Source organism: Agrobacterium sp. LR_9, from assembly GCF_041954855.1.
Lineage (GTDB): Bacteria > Pseudomonadota > Alphaproteobacteria > Rhizobiales > Rhizobiaceae > Agrobacterium > Agrobacterium leguminum.
On the sequence record NZ_JAVAYA010000008.1, the window covers coordinates 1 to 13,570 of the forward strand.

The 13,570-nt window shown below is 61.8% G+C and carries 12 protein-coding genes; 10 read left to right on the plus strand and 2 right to left on the minus strand.

All coding sequences use genetic code 11. The features are described 5' to 3' along the window. Positions 1-127 precede the first annotated feature (127 nt). A complete protein-coding gene (locus RAC79_RS11430; RefSeq protein ID WP_374997003.1) occupies positions 128-1,315 on the minus strand; it encodes an acyl-CoA dehydrogenase in 1,188 nt (395 codons plus the stop codon). Positions 1,316-1,411: 96 nt separating this feature from the next. Between RAC79_RS11430 and RAC79_RS11435 the strand changes: the two genes are divergently transcribed. The 8 genes from RAC79_RS11435 (at position 1,412) to RAC79_RS11470 (ending at position 10,050) form a co-directional block, all read left to right on the plus strand. After that, positions 1,412-2,332 carry a LysR family transcriptional regulator gene (locus RAC79_RS11435; RefSeq protein ID WP_174040393.1) on the plus strand — a complete coding sequence of 307 codons (921 nt, stop codon included), beginning with the start codon at positions 1,412-1,414 and terminating at the stop codon, positions 2,330-2,332. Between the two features lie 135 nt (positions 2,333-2,467). Continuing rightward, entirely contained in the window at positions 2,468-3,529 is a 1,062-nt protein-coding gene (locus RAC79_RS11440) for a LacI family DNA-binding transcriptional regulator (RefSeq protein WP_374997004.1), read from the plus strand. Beyond that, positions 3,526-4,548 carry an ABC transporter substrate-binding protein gene (locus RAC79_RS11445; protein WP_078053249.1) on the plus strand — a complete coding sequence of 341 codons (1,023 nt, stop codon included), beginning with the start codon at positions 3,526-3,528 and terminating at the stop codon, positions 4,546-4,548. Before RAC79_RS11440 ends, RAC79_RS11445 begins: the two co-directional genes overlap by 4 nt. A gap of 167 nt (positions 4,549-4,715) precedes the next feature. Continuing rightward, complete coding sequence (locus RAC79_RS11450; RefSeq protein WP_080857866.1) at positions 4,716-5,543, plus strand: ABC transporter permease; 828 nt, start codon at positions 4,716-4,718, stop codon at positions 5,541-5,543. Continuing rightward, positions 5,540-6,319, plus strand: coding sequence for an ABC transporter permease (locus RAC79_RS11455; protein WP_149743152.1), 780 nt, complete (start codon positions 5,540-5,542; stop codon positions 6,317-6,319). The genes RAC79_RS11450 and RAC79_RS11455 overlap by 4 nt, the downstream gene beginning before the upstream one ends. Continuing rightward, a complete protein-coding gene (locus RAC79_RS11460) occupies positions 6,312-7,337 on the plus strand; it encodes an ABC transporter ATP-binding protein (RefSeq protein WP_374997005.1) in 1,026 nt (341 codons plus the stop codon). The genes RAC79_RS11455 and RAC79_RS11460 overlap by 8 nt, the downstream gene beginning before the upstream one ends. 2 nt (positions 7,338-7,339) lie before the next feature. Then, entirely contained in the window at positions 7,340-8,260 is a 921-nt protein-coding gene (locus RAC79_RS11465) for a nucleoside hydrolase (RefSeq protein WP_374997006.1), read from the plus strand. Further along, positions 8,257-10,050, plus strand: coding sequence for an adenine deaminase (locus RAC79_RS11470; RefSeq protein ID WP_142845240.1), 1,794 nt, complete (start codon positions 8,257-8,259; stop codon positions 10,048-10,050). The genes RAC79_RS11465 and RAC79_RS11470 overlap by 4 nt, the downstream gene beginning before the upstream one ends. 55 nt (positions 10,051-10,105) lie before the next feature. Here RAC79_RS11470 and RAC79_RS11475 read toward each other — a convergent pair whose 3' ends face one another. Then, entirely contained in the window at positions 10,106-11,281 is a 1,176-nt protein-coding gene (locus RAC79_RS11475) for a M20 aminoacylase family protein (RefSeq protein WP_065655306.1), read from the minus strand. A 311-nt stretch (positions 11,282-11,592) separates the two neighbouring features. Here RAC79_RS11475 and RAC79_RS11480 point away from each other — a divergent pair, with 311 nt between their 5' ends. Both RAC79_RS11480 and RAC79_RS11485 read left to right on the plus strand, forming a co-directional pair. Further along, positions 11,593-12,300 carry a phosphoribosyltransferase gene (locus RAC79_RS11480; RefSeq protein ID WP_174046300.1) on the plus strand — a complete coding sequence of 236 codons (708 nt, stop codon included), beginning with the start codon at positions 11,593-11,595 and terminating at the stop codon, positions 12,298-12,300. A gap of 207 nt (positions 12,301-12,507) precedes the next feature. Beyond that, positions 12,508-13,563 (plus strand): dipeptidase, encoded by a 1,056-nt coding sequence (locus RAC79_RS11485; RefSeq protein WP_174046302.1) that lies wholly within the window; start codon positions 12,508-12,510, stop codon positions 13,561-13,563. The last annotated feature ends 7 nt before the right edge of the window (positions 13,564-13,570 follow it).

Below are 13,570 nucleotides of genomic sequence, written 5' to 3' on the forward strand. Positions count from 1 at the left end.
CTTGTCCCGAGGATCCAACCACGTCTCGTTAGAACAATCGGTTGCAGATGCTCGGGACAGGCCCGAGCATGACGAAGGAGAGGCTTTGGGCCTCTTTAAAGCCGAGATCCCCGACGTGGATAAAGCCTCAGAAAAACGCCTGAATGCCCGTCTGCGCCCGGCCGAGGATCAGCGCGTGGACGTCGTGCGTGCCCTCATAGGTGTTGACCGTCTCAAGGTTCTGGGCGTGGCGCATGACGTGATATTCGATCTGGATGCCGTTGCCACCATGCATATCGCGGGCCTGGCGGGCGATATCCAGCGCCTTGCCGCAATTGTTGCGCTTGATGATGGAGATCATTTCCGGCGCCATCTTGTGCTCGTCCATCAGTTGGCCGACGCGGAGCGATGCCTGAAGTCCGAGCGCGATTTCGGTCTGCATGTCGGCGAGCTTCTTCTGGTAAAGCTGCATGCCGGCCAGCGGCTTGCCGAACTGCTTGCGGTCGAGACCATATTGCCGGGCGCGGAACCAGCAATCTTCCGCAGCCCCCATGACACCCCAGGAAATGCCATAACGGGCGCGGTTAAGGCAGCCGAACGGGCCTTTCAGGCCGGAAACATTGGGCAGCAGCGCGTCTTCGCCCACTTCCACACCGTCCAGAACGATCTCGCCGGTGATGGAGGCGCGCAGCGACAGCTTGCCGCCGATTTTGGGAGCGGAGAGGCCCTTCATGCCCTTTTCCAGCACGAAGCCGCGGATCTGGTTGTCATGCGCTTCCGATTTCGCCCAGACGACGAAGACATCGGCGATTGGCGCATTGGAAATCCACATTTTCGAACCGCGCAGACGATAGCCGCCGGCGATCTTTTCAGCGCGGGTCTTCATGCCGCCGGGATCGGAGCCGGCATCCGGCTCGGTCAGGCCGAAACAGCCGATCAGTTCACCCGAGACGAGGCCGGGCAGGTATTTCTTCTTCTGCTCGTCGGAGCCATAGGCGAAGATCGGATGGATGACGAGCGAGGACTGCACGCTCATCATCGAGCGGTAACCGCTGTCGATGCGCTCCACCTCGCGGGCGACGAGGCCGTAAGCCACATAGCTGGCATTGGCCGCGCCATATTCTTCCGGCAGGGTGACGCCGAGCAGGCCGGTGCGGCCCATCAGGCGGAACAGTTCCGGCTCGGTGGTCTCGGAAAGATAGGCTTCGGAGACACGCGGCAAGAGTTCGGATTTGCCAAAGGCGGCGGCGGCGTCGCGGATCATCCGCTCGTCGTGGGTCAGTTGGTCTTCGAGCAGAAAAGGGTCCTGCCAATTGAATGCTGCGTGTTCGCTCACGTGATGCCTCCGGATTTGGTGGCCGGATTATTGGTATTCGAGCCAGTCGGCACAAGCCATGTTTACTCATTTTTGCATTACATATAGTAATGGCTGATGACGTCTCTCAGCCGCAAACTCCTGCCTTCCACCAGTGCGCTCGCCGCCTTCGATTCCGTGGCCCGGCTCGGCAGCTTTTCCGCGGCCGCCGATGAGCTTGCCCTGACGCAGGGGGCGATCAGCCGGCAGGTTATGTCACTGGAAGAACAGCTTGGCGTGCGCCTTTTCGAACGCGGCGCACGCGGCGTGGCGCTGACGGCGGAAGGCCGTGCCTATGCAAAATCGATTGCCTCCGCCCTTGGCGAGATACGCTCCGCCTCACTGCAGATCATGACCAAAACGCATGGCAATACCTTGAACCTTGCCATGTTGCCCACCTTCGGCACCCGCTGGCTTCTGCCGCGTATCCCGGATTTCGTGGCGAACCACCCCGAAATCACCATCAATTTCGCCACCCGCATCGGCCAATTCGACTTTGAGCGTGAGCAGCTGGATATGGCGATCCATATCGGCCAGGCCGATTGGCCGGGGGCGGAAAGCACCTTTCTCATGCATGAAATGGTCGCGCCGGTGTGCAGCCCGCAATTCCTCAGCGCCCATCCCGTGGAAAAGGGAGAGGATATCGCCGCCCTGCCGCTGCTGCACATGGCCTCGCGGCCCGGCGCATGGGGGCACTGGTTCGAAAGCCTCGGCCTGTCGCTCGCCCTGCCGCAGGGCATGCGCTTCGAACAGTTTTCCAGCGTGGCGCAGGCTTGCATCGCCGGGCTCGGTGTGGCGCTGATGCCGCTGTTTCTGATCGATAACGAGCTGAAATCGAAGCAACTGGTAAAGGCCTTCGATCATCAGGCGAGAAGCCCCAGTTCCTATTATGCGGTGGCGCCGCTTTCGCGTGCCAATCATGTCCCGGTCGTGCTGTTTCGCGATTGGCTGGTGCGCCAGGTTGAGGCTTATCGCGCCGCCAGCACTCAGGCCCTGTAAAAAATAATCGCTCTTTTTTCGGGCATTTAACCTTTGTGCCCAGCTTTTCGCCGTATTTCGCCGGCGCAGGACTCGACAGCGGCCCGCGCCTCGCTTATCCTGATTAAACGTTTAATCAGCTTTCCCGGACCATCCATGGCGTCGTCACGGCCTGCCACCAATCTGAGCGCGATAGCAGCGGCACTCGGCGTGTCGGTTGCAACCGTGTCCAATGCGCTGTCGGGTAAAGGCCGTGTTTCACCTGATCTGGTAGAGCGTATCCGCAAGACGGCAAGTGAACTGGGTTATGTGCCGAGTTCGGCGGGCAGGGCGTTGCGCACCGGCAGAAGCGGTGTTCTGGGGCTGGTTCTGCCTGACATTGCTAACCCGCTCTTCCCGCAGATCGCGCAGGCCATTGAAAAGGCTGCCGTTACTGCCGGTTACGGCGTGCTGATCGCCGACTCCCGTGGCGATATCGCCCTGCAGACGGATGCGATCAACCGGCTGATCGAGCGCGGGGTCGATGGTATGGTGGTCGTTCCCCGCCGTGGCACGCGCATTTCCGATGTCGATTGCCCGGTCGCCGTCATCGACAGCCCGTCAACACCGGGCAATACCGTCGCCGCCGACCATTGGGATGGTGGCCGGCAGGTGGGTGACTATCTGGCAGGCCTTGGCCACCGCAAGGTGGTGCTGGTGGGCAAGAACCGCGATTCCAATGTGCAGAACGACCGTCTCGGCGGCATTCGGGATGGTCTTGGCAAGGCCTGCGTGACCCGGACGCTCTGGATCGACAGCATCGAAGAGTCTGACGGTGCGGGTTGCCGGCTGGGGCTTGCCGATCTGGTGGCGGATGGTTTTACCGGCTTTGCCGCCATTTCCGACCTGCATGCGCTGCGGGCGCTGACCGAGTTGCAGCGTGAGGGCATCGAGGTGCCGGAAGAAGCAAGCGTCACCGGTTTCGATGATCTCATCTTTTCCGCCGTGGTCACCCCGCCGCTCACGACCATGCGCATGGATATGGGCCGGATAGCCGATCTCGCCGTCGGCGCGCTGCTGCGCGCGATCGATGGCGCGGGCGAAAACGGCATCGCGGGCGAAGTGACCGCGGATATTTCGAAAGTACCGATGGCGCTGATCATGCGCGGTTCCACCGGCAAGGCAAAGCATGATGCGATTGAAGCCAAAAAAACGACAGCAGGAGAACTCACACCATGAAAAAGATCATTCTCGCATCGGGCAGCGCCCTGATGCTGACGATGGGGGCCGCTGAGGCGCAGGACAAGACGCTGACGATTTCCGTCTATGCCTTCGCGCAGGACGAATTCAAGGAACTGGTCTATACGCCGTTTGAGCAGAAATGCGGTTGCAAGCTGGTCGTCGAGACCGGCAACAGCGTCGAGCGTCTGGCCAAGATGGAGGCCAACAAGGCCAATCCGGTGGTCGATCTCGCCATCGTCTCCATGGCGGATGCGCTTTCGGCCACCCGCAAGGATCTGATCCAGAAGATCGATGCTTCCAAGGTTCCGAATATCGAAAAGCTCTATGACATCGCCAAGGATCCGAATGGCGACGGCATGAGCGTCGGCGTCAATTTCTACGCCACCTCAATTGTTTACCGCACCGACAAGATGAAGATCGACAGCTGGGCCGATCTTTTGAAGGACGATATCGTCGACCACGTCGCCTTCCCGAATGTTACCACCAATCAGGGCCCGCCGGCGCTTTATATGCTCGGCAAAGCTATCGGCAAGGACACGCCCGATCTTTCCGGCGCCATCGAGGCCGTGGGCGAAAAGAAGGACGACATCGTCACTTTCTACGTCAAATCCTCGCAGTTGGTGCAGTTGATGCAGCAGGAAGAAATCTGGGCAGCCCCGATCGGCCGCTTCTCCTGGGCGCCTTTCACCAAGCTCGACCTGCCGCTTGCCTGGGCGACGCCCAAGGAAGGCCAGACCGGCGGCATGAACGTGCTCGTGGTGCCGAAGGGTACGAAGAACGAAGATCTGGCGTTGCAGTTCATGGATTTCTGGCTATCGACCGACGTTCAGAAGGCGCTGGCCGAAAAGCTGGTGGACAGCCCGACCAACAGGGAAGTCAAGGTTTCCGATGAGGTGGCGAATAACATCACCTATGGCGACGAAACCGCAAAAAGCCTGCAGCTCATTCCGTCCGACGTGACGCTGGATAACCGCGACAAGTGGCTGTCGGAGTGGAACGCGAAGGTGGGCCAGTAAGCCCATTCACCGTTTGGAATGGGGCATTTAAACGTCCGCAAGGACGGCTCCATTCCCGGAAAAGCGGTTCGGTCGTCCCCTGACCGCTTTTCCACCCTTTTTGATCGTAGGCCGGCGCGTCTGGCTGCCGTAACAACCGGCCCTCAGGCCGTTCAGGGAATAAACCCATGTTTCAGAACCGGGCCGAAGCGCTGGCGCTTGCCTTGCCTGCCGCAATTTTCGCGGCGGCGGTCTTTCTTGTGCCGGTCTTCATGCTGCTGTCGGAGGGTTTTCGCACCGCCGATGGCTGGACGTTGTCGGCTTACGCCGATTTCTTCACCGATCCGCTGAACCAGACGGTTTTCCTGCGCACCCTGAAGCTCGGCGCGCTTGTCACCATCGTCTCGGCGGTGGTGGGTTATGCGGCGGCCTTCGCCATCGTCAACCTGTCGCAGGGCGCGAAGGGGCACGTCGTCAATCTGGTCGTGCTGCCGCTGATGATTTCACCCGTCGCCCGCACCTATGCCTGGATCGTCATTCTGGGTCGAACCGGCATCGTCAATCAGGCGCTGCAGGCTGTCGGCCTCAGCGACGGGCCGATCCGCATCCTGTTTTCCGAAACCGCCGTCTTCATCGGCCTTCTGCAATTGTTCTTGCCATTGATGATCATCTCGCTCATCAGCGCGCTTGAGAATATGCCGAAGGATACGATTGCGGCTGCCCGCGTTCTCGGCGCAAGCTGGCTGCAGGTGTTCTGGAAGGTCATCCTGCCGCTCACCAAGGAAGGGCTGGTCGTCGGCGGCACGCTGGTCTTCACCGGTTCGCTCACGGCCTATATCACGCCCGCCATTCTCGGCGGCTCCAAGGTGCTGATGCTGGAAACCCTGCTTTACCAGCAGGTCACGGTTTCCAACAATTTCGTCTCCGCCAGCGTCATCGCCTTCATCCTGATCGTCATGAGCTTTGCCGCCAATATCCTGCTGAAGCGCATCGCCACCGCAAGGAACAAGAAATGACCCGGCAGCTCTTCATTCCGCTCACGCTTCTGCTTGTCGTCGGTTTCCTGATCGGGCCGTTCCTCATCATCGTCGCGGCCTCGTTTTCGGCCGGCGATACGCTCGCCTTTCCGCCACAGGGTTTTTCGCTGAAATGGATCGCCAAGGTCTTCACGGTGGAAAGTTTTCGCGAAAGCTTTGCGATGTCGATGTTCCTCGCCATCGGCGGTACGTTTGCGGCGCTCATCCTCGGCATCCCCGCTTCTTACGCCATGTCGCGCTATAAGCTGCCTTTTGCCGAGACGGTGCGCACCATCGTTTCCGCGCCGATCATCGTGCCGGGTATCATCGTCGGCTTAGCGCTGCTGCGCTATTTCGTCGTGCCTTTCGGCATCGGCATCACGCTTGCTTTGTTCCTCGCCCACACGGCGCTCATCCTGCCCTATGCGGTGCGGGTGGTGTCGGCCAGCCTCAACAATCTGCGCTCGGATATCGAGGAGGCGGCGGTGCTGCTCGGCTCGTCGCGGGTGGGTGCGTTTTTCCGCGTTGTGCTGCCGAATATTCGCGGCGGCATTCTCTCAGCCTTCATTCTCGGTTTCGTAACGAGCTTCAACCAGGTGCCGGTGTCGCTGTTCCTGTCAGGCCCCGGCGTTCGCACGCTGCCCATTGATATGCTGGGCTACATGGAAATCGTCTTCGATCCTTCCGTGGCCGCACTCTCCTCGCTGCTCGCCTTCCTTTCCATCGGCATCGTCTTCCTGGCCGAACGTTTCTTGGGGTTCTCCCGTTATGTCTGACGCAAATTACCTTTCGCTCAAAAAAGTCTCGCTCGCCTATGGCGGCAATGTCGCCGTCAAGGACCTCGATCTCGATATCCGCAAGGGCGAGCTGCTCGCGCTTCTCGGGCCTTCCGGCTGCGGCAAGACCACGACGATGCGCGCCATTGCCGGGCTGATGCCGGTGGCCGGCGGGCGCATCGATCTCGATGGGGCCGATATCACGCGCGTTGCAGCCAACAAGCGTGCCGTGGGTCTGGTGTTCCAGTCCTATGCGCTCTTCCCGCATCTGACGGTCTATGAAAACGTCGCCTTCGGCCTGAAGCTCAAGGGCATGAACGGCAAGGCGCTGGAAGACAAGGTCGCCTCCGGCCTGAAATCGGTGGGCTTGTCCAGCTTCGCCTCGCGAAAGCCGGCGGAGCTTTCCGGCGGCCAGCAGCAGCGCGTGGCGCTGGCGCGCTCCATGGTCATGGAGCCGAAGGTGCTCCTGCTCGATGAGCCGCTCTCCAACCTCGATGCGCGTCTCAGGCTCGAAATGCGCACCGAATTGCAGCGCGTGCAGAAGGAGACCGGCGTGACGATGATCTTCGTCACCCATGACCAGATCGAGGCTTTGGCGCTCGCCGACCGCATTGTCGTCATGAAGGGCGGCAAGATTGAGCAGATCGGCACGCCGGAAGACATTTACAACGCGCCGGTTTCGTCCTTCGTGGCGGATTTCGTCGGCTTTGAAAACATCTTCGCGCTGGAAGGCGGCGCGCTCAAAACCGCAAACGGCGCAACACCGCTTCCCGGACCAGTCCTTTCAGCATCCGGACTGGCCTGGCGGCCGCGCATGGTCACCCTCGGTTCAGGTCCTTTCCAGGGAACCGTGCGCGGCACCTCCTTTGCCGGCAACAGCCGCGAATATCTGCTCGATACGCCGCTTGGCCCCATCAAGGCGGAAACGGACGCCGCCCTGACCTCCCACGCAATCGGCGATACGCTCGCCTTCGACCTGCCGGTCGAAAAAGCGGCGAGCCTCAAGGTGTTCAACTGACCATGGGTGTATGGATCGATACCGATATGGGCTTCGACGATATCGCCGCCATCATGGTGGTGCAATCGTCGGGCCTTGCCATCGACGGCATTTCGCTGGTCTTCGGCAACGCGACACTTCAGGCCGTCTGCCGCAATGCCGCAGGCGCCGTCTCAGCCTTCGGCTGGTCGATGCCGATCCATCAGGGCCGCACCATGCCGGTGCTCGGTGCACTCGAAACCGCGCAATGCATTCTGGGCGATAACGGCATTCCGACCGTCGGCCAAAACTTGCCGGATGCGCCGGTCTTGCCGAAAAGCGATGCCTTTGCCGCCCTGTGCAACTGGCTTGAGGGTGATGGTGAGAAGCGCATTCTGGCACTCGGCCCACTCACCAATATCGCCGCGCTTTGCCTTGCCCGGCCTGATCTTGCCGCCAGAATTTCCGATCTCACCTGGATGGGTGGTGGCGTGACCAGCGGCAACCACACGGCCTCGGCCGAATTCAACGCCTTTGCCGATCCGGAAGCGCTGGCCATCGTGCTCTCCCACGGCCTGCCGTTGCGCATGGTCGATCTGGACGCCTGCCGCAAAGTCACCGCCTCGCCGGCCGATGTGCTGCCGATCCGTAATGCCGGCGGCAAGAATGCCGGGCTGATCGCCGATCTGCTGGAAGGTTTCATCGGCATCGTCACCAGCCGTGGCAGAGCTGCCATGGCGCTTTACGATCCCGTTGCCGCCGTCGCATTCGTCTCCGGTCTCATCGGTTGGCGTCATGCGCGGATCGATGTCGAGCTTCAGGCGACGCTGACGCGCGGGCGAACCGTGGTCGAGACGCGCGCTGAGAAAGCTCACGCCTTCAACGCGCATTTCGCCGAAACGGTGGATGCCGAAGGTGCGAAGACGGCGATTCTCGAGGCGTTGCGCCGGGAGGCCGCCCGATGAGCGCGAACTTTCCGACACGCGAGCCTGCCGATCTCACCGATGATGCGCTGCGCAGCCGCGCGGTCGCCGCCGCACGCGGCGATGCACCTTTCGATGTTCTCGTCAGCGGCGGAACATTGGTGGATGTGGTGACGGGAGAGCTTCGCGCCGCCGATATCGGCATTGTCGGCGCTTTGATCGCCAGCGTGCACGAGCGAGCAAGCCGCAGCGACGCTGCACGGATCATCGATGCGGCAGGCGCCTATGTCTCGCCCGGCCTCATCGACACACATATGCATATCGAAAGCTCGATGGTCACGCCGGCCGCCTATGCGGCAGCCGTGGTTGCCCGTGGCGTCACCACCATCGTCTGGGACCCGCATGAATTCGGCAATGTGCATGGGGTGGAAGGGGTGCGCTGGGCGGCGAAATCCATCCAGAACCTGCCCCTGCGCGCCATTCTGCTCGCGCCCTCCTGCGTGCCTTCCGCACCGGGGCTGGAGCGCGGCGGGGCGGATTTCGACGCTGCCACTCTCGCCGATATCCTGTCGTGGCCGCAGGTCGGCGGTGTCGCGGAAATCATGAATATGCGCGGCGTCATCGAGCGCGATCCGCGCATGAGCGGCATCGTGCAGGCCGGGCTTGCCTCGGAAAAGCTGGTCTGCGGCCATGCACGCGGCCTGAAGGGCGCCGATCTCAACGCCTTCATGGCGGCGGGCGTTTCTTCCGATCACGAGCTGGTCTCGGGCGAAGACCTGATGGCGAAACTGCGGGCAGGAATGACGATTGAGTTGCGCGGCTCGCACGATCACCTGCTACCGGAATTCGTGGAAGCGCTGAACGCCCTCGGCCACCTGCCGCAGACGGTGACACTCTGTACCGACGACGTCTTCCCCGATGATCTGCTACGAGGCGGTGGGCTTGACGATGTGGTGCGCCGCCTCGTCCGTTATGGCCTGAAGCCCGAATGGGCGCTGCGCGCCGCAACGCTCAATGCCGCGCAAAGGCTCGGCCGTGCCGATCTCGGCCTCATCGCCGCCGGCCGTCGCGCCGATATCGTCGTCTTTGAGGATTTGAGCGGTTTTGCCGCCCGCCACGTTCTGGCCGAGGGCAGGGCGGTTGCGGAAGGCGGGCATATGCTCGTCGACGTTCAGGCCTGCGATGCGGCGGCGCTCGAAGGCTCGATGAAGCTGCCGCTGCGCGCAGCCGATGATTTCCGGGTTGCCTGCGAAGGGGCAAAGGTACGCCTCGCCACCATCGACCGCCCGCGCTTCACGCAATGGGGCGAGGCGGAAGCCGAGGTGAAGGACGGTTTCGTCGTTCCCCCTGAGGGCGCCACGATGATTTCCGTCACCCATCGCCACGGCATGGCCGAGCCGATCACCAGAACCGGCTTTCTCACCGGCTGGGGAAACTGGAACGGCGCCTTCGCCACCACCGTCTCGCATGACAGCCACAACCTCACCGTTTTCGGCGGTAATGCGGAGGACATGGCGCTCGCCGCAAATGCGGTGATAAAGGCCGGCGGCGGCATGGCTGTCGCTTCCGAAGGCAGGGTGACCGCACTTCTCCCGTTGCCGCTTTCCGGCCTCGTTTCCGATGCCCCGCTTGACGACGTGGCAAAGGCTTTCGAAGAATTGCGCGAAGCCGTCGGCAGGCTGGTGGAATGGCAGCCGCCCTATCTCGTCTTCAAGGCCTGCTTCGGCGCCACACTCGCCTGCAATATCGGCCCGCACCAGACAGATATGGGCATTGCCGATGTGTTGACGGGCAGGGTGATGGAAAGCCCGGTGATTTCGGTTGTGAGCTAGAACATCCGCTCACATCTTTCGGTTGTCATCGCGCGGACGGAGCGTGCCGCGGGCTTCATTGATCCGCCGCCAGTTCCTGCTCCACCAGCGTCGCCCAGAACGCCACGCCCGGCACGATGGCCGCATCGTTAAAGTCGTAGGAGGTGTTGTGGTGCAGCGCGCCATCCACCGCAGGACCGTTGCCGAGCCAGACATAGCAGCCGGGCGCTTCGCCTGCGAAGAAGGCGAAATCGTCGCCGGCGGTCGAGGGCGGGAAGGCGTTGCGGGTCCTGTTGCCGAAGACTGTTTTGGCGGCCCGGAGCGCCCGTTTCGTTGCATCGGCGTCGTTGATGACGGGCGGAATGCGGCGGATGAACTCATAACTTGCTTCGATGCCGAACATCGCCGCCGTGCCCTTTGCCAGCCTGCCGATTTCCGCTTCCAGCTGGTCGCGCACGTCAGCCGCATAAGCGCGCGCCGTGCCGCCGATTTCGACGAGATCGGGAATGACGTTGAGCGCCTTCGGGTCGCCCGCCTGCACCGAACAGGCGCTGACCACGGCGGGCTGCAGCGGATCGACGACGCGGCCGACGATGGTTTGCAGCGAGGCGAGGAAGGTGCCCGCCGCCGTCACCGGATCGCGGCCGAGATGCGGCTTGGCGCCGTGCGTGCCGATGCCTTTGAAGGTGACGCGCCAGCTGTCGGAAGAGGCGAGCTGCGGGCCTTCCACCACCGCCATTTCGTCGATGCCGAGCCCCGGCATATTGTGCAGGCCATAGACCGCATCGCAGGGAAACAGGGTGAAAAGCCCGTCCTCCACCATTTTTTTCGCGCCGCCGCGGCCTTCTTCGGCCGGCTGGAAAATGAAATGCACGGTGCCGGAAAAATCGCGGGTCTTTGCGAGGTAACGCGCCGCACCCAGCAGCATGGCGGTGTGGCCGTCATGGCCGCAGGCATGCATCTTGCCGGGAAATTTCGATTTATAGGGCCGGTCGGGCACTTCCGGCATGGCAAGCGCATCCATGTCGGCGCGCAGGCCGATGCTGCGGGTGCCGTTGCCCACCTGCAGCGTGGCGACCACGCCGGTGCCGCCGAGACCGCGATGCACCTTCAGCCCGGCACGCTCGAGAAGATCGGCGACGATGGCGCTGGTTCTTTCCTCTTCGAAGCCCAGTTCGGGATGCGCGTGCAGGTCGTGGCGAAGCTCCGTCAGGAATGGCAGGTCCTCGCCGATGCGGTCCAGCAGTCTCATGGGCAGCTTGTCCTTGAATATGGGAAAAACCCGCGTCATAGGTGGGTTCATCCGAATGCCTGTTGCTTTTTTCTCTTCTAGAGCATTTCCAGCAAAAGTGTGTAGCGGTTTTGCGTTCGGAAATGCGTAAACCAAAGAGCCAGGGTATTTCCGTGTTTCGGATAAAAACGGAAATACCCTAGCGGAAAAAGCCAATGAAATGAACCCGCAGTGTCTCTGTGGTTGCTAAAATGACTAATCTGCCGAACGGGATTGGCGTGGCCGAAAACCGCCTGCGCCTTGCGCCATCCCGGTTCTGAAAGGAAAAACCGATGCCGCCATCCGCATCGCCTGCCGCCCATTCTCCCGCCGCGCCGCATGAGTTCTGGCAGGAGATCCATCCGCTCCGCAGCTTCGAAACGGCAGGCCCGCATTCCACCTTTTTTCCGGCGGCGCTGGATGACGGAAGGCAGATATGCCTGCCGATAAGGCCGCTCGCGGATGGCGAACATGCGCTCGCCTCGCTTATCGTCAATCAGGCCTCTTTCGAAGTGCTCGAGGCGCTGGCGGCCGACCTTGCCGCACAGCTTCTTCCCTTCAAGCCCGATGTCGTCATCGGCCTGCCGACGCTGGGGCTGACGCTCGCCGCCGCCGTCGCCCGGCATCTCGGCCATTCCCGTTACGTGCCGCTCGGCACTTCGCGCAAATTCTGGTATCTCGAGGAACTGTCGGTGCCGATGTCCTCCGTCACCACAAGGCAGGAAAAACGGCTTTATATCGATCCGCGCATGCTGCCGCTCATCGAGAACCGGCGGGTGGCGCTGGTGGATGATGTGATCTCCAGCGGCAGCTCCATCATAGCGGGTCTTTCTCTTCTCGCCGCCTCCGGCATTCGGCCCGCCGTCATCGGCGCGGCCATGCTGCAATCGGATCGCTGGCGGGAAAAAATCGCCGCTTTCGGGCCGGAATGGCCGGAGCGGGTGAGGGGTGTTTTTTCAACGCCGCTGCTCACCAAAGCGGAAGGCGGCTGGCGCGCCTGACGAAGCGCAAATTCCGGCAAAAGGCAAGTGGTGATAATTTCACCGCTGCCTAATTTGTGTCTTGCGAAGCTCGAAGAGATCGTCCTAAGATCGCCTCCGACAGACAATAGCGGTCGGCGAACAATGCGCCGGTTTGCTTTCGCGCGGTGTCATCCCGGCGTCTGCCCGCCCCCGTTTTGTTCTTTCCGATGACTGGAATTTCTTCCCATGCATGCAGTGTTTGACGGTCATAATGATGTGCTGCTTCGGTTGTGGCGCAACAGCAGGGCCGGTGCCGATCCGGTGGCCGAATTCAGGAACGGCACGCGCGAAGGCCATATAGACGGCCCGCGTGCAAGGGCAGGCGGTCTCGGCGGCGGCATCTGCGCGATCTATATTCCCTCCGGCGATCTCATCTTGCAGGAACCGGATGAAAGCGGCCATTACAACACGCCGCTCGCCTCCCCACTGGAGCGCCAGCCTTCGCTCGATATCGCCATGGAAAAGGCGGCGATTGCGCTGAGGCTCGACCGCGCCGGCGCGTGGCGGCTTTGCCGCTCCACGGCCGATATCCGCAAGGCCTTTGCCGAGGATATCTTCGCCGCCGTGCTGCATATGGAGGGCTGCGAGGCGATCGACGCCGATCTCGATGCGCTGAACGTGTTTTACGCCGCCGGCCTGCGCTCGCTCGGCCCGGTCTGGAGCCGGCACAATATCTTCGGCCATGGCGTTCCGTTCTCTTACCCCATGTCTCCCGATACGGCGCCCGGCCTCACCGATGCCGGTTTTGCGCTGGTGAAGGAATGCAACAGGCTCGGCATTCTCATCGATCTCGCGCACATCACCGAAAAAGGCTTCTGGGATGTGGCGAAGACCACCAACCAGCCGCTGATCGCCAGCCATTCAAACGCACATGCGCTTACCCCCGTCGCCCGCAATCTCACCGACAGGCAGATGGATGCCATCAGGGAAAGCGGCGGGCTGGTGGGGCTTAATTATGCCGTGACCATGCTGCGCGCGGATGCGCGGGACATTGCCGATACGCCGCTTTCCGACATGGTGCGCCATATCGATTACATGGTGGAGCGCATGGGCATTGATTGCGTGGCGCTGGGATCGGACTTCGACGGCGCGACGATACCCGTCGGCGTTGCCGATGCGAGCGGCAATCACAATCTGGTTGCGGCGCTGAAATCGGCGGGCTACGGTGATGGAGAACTTGCTAAAATATGCCGGGAAAACTGGCTGCGTGTTTTGTCTCAGGCCTGGCACGAGGCGGCCTGAGAAGAGC

Excerpts from the sequence above, each read along its gene's own strand:
- RAC79_RS11485 (WP_174046302.1), top strand. The coding sequence starts at position 12,508 with ATGCATGCAGTGTTTGACGGTCATAATGATGTGCTGCTTCGGTTGTGG.
- RAC79_RS11450 (WP_080857866.1), top strand. The coding sequence starts at position 4,716 with ATGTTTCAGAACCGGGCCGAAGCGCTGGCGCTTGCCTTGCCTGCCGCA.
- RAC79_RS11475 (WP_065655306.1), bottom strand. The coding sequence starts at position 11,281 with ATGAGACTGCTGGACCGCATCGGCGAGGACCTGCCATTCCTGACGGAG.
- RAC79_RS11460 (WP_374997005.1), top strand. The coding sequence starts at position 6,312 with ATGTCTGACGCAAATTACCTTTCGCTCAAAAAAGTCTCGCTCGCCTAT.
- RAC79_RS11455 (WP_149743152.1), top strand. The coding sequence starts at position 5,540 with ATGACCCGGCAGCTCTTCATTCCGCTCACGCTTCTGCTTGTCGTCGGT.
- RAC79_RS11480 (WP_174046300.1), top strand. The coding sequence starts at position 11,593 with ATGCCGCCATCCGCATCGCCTGCCGCCCATTCTCCCGCCGCGCCGCAT.
- RAC79_RS11470 (WP_142845240.1), top strand. The coding sequence starts at position 8,257 with ATGAGCGCGAACTTTCCGACACGCGAGCCTGCCGATCTCACCGATGAT.
- RAC79_RS11445 (WP_078053249.1), top strand. The coding sequence starts at position 3,526 with ATGAAAAAGATCATTCTCGCATCGGGCAGCGCCCTGATGCTGACGATG.
- RAC79_RS11440 (WP_374997004.1), top strand. The coding sequence starts at position 2,468 with ATGGCGTCGTCACGGCCTGCCACCAATCTGAGCGCGATAGCAGCGGCA.
- RAC79_RS11435 (WP_174040393.1), top strand. The coding sequence starts at position 1,412 with ATGACGTCTCTCAGCCGCAAACTCCTGCCTTCCACCAGTGCGCTCGCC.
- RAC79_RS11465 (WP_374997006.1), top strand. The coding sequence starts at position 7,340 with ATGGGTGTATGGATCGATACCGATATGGGCTTCGACGATATCGCCGCC.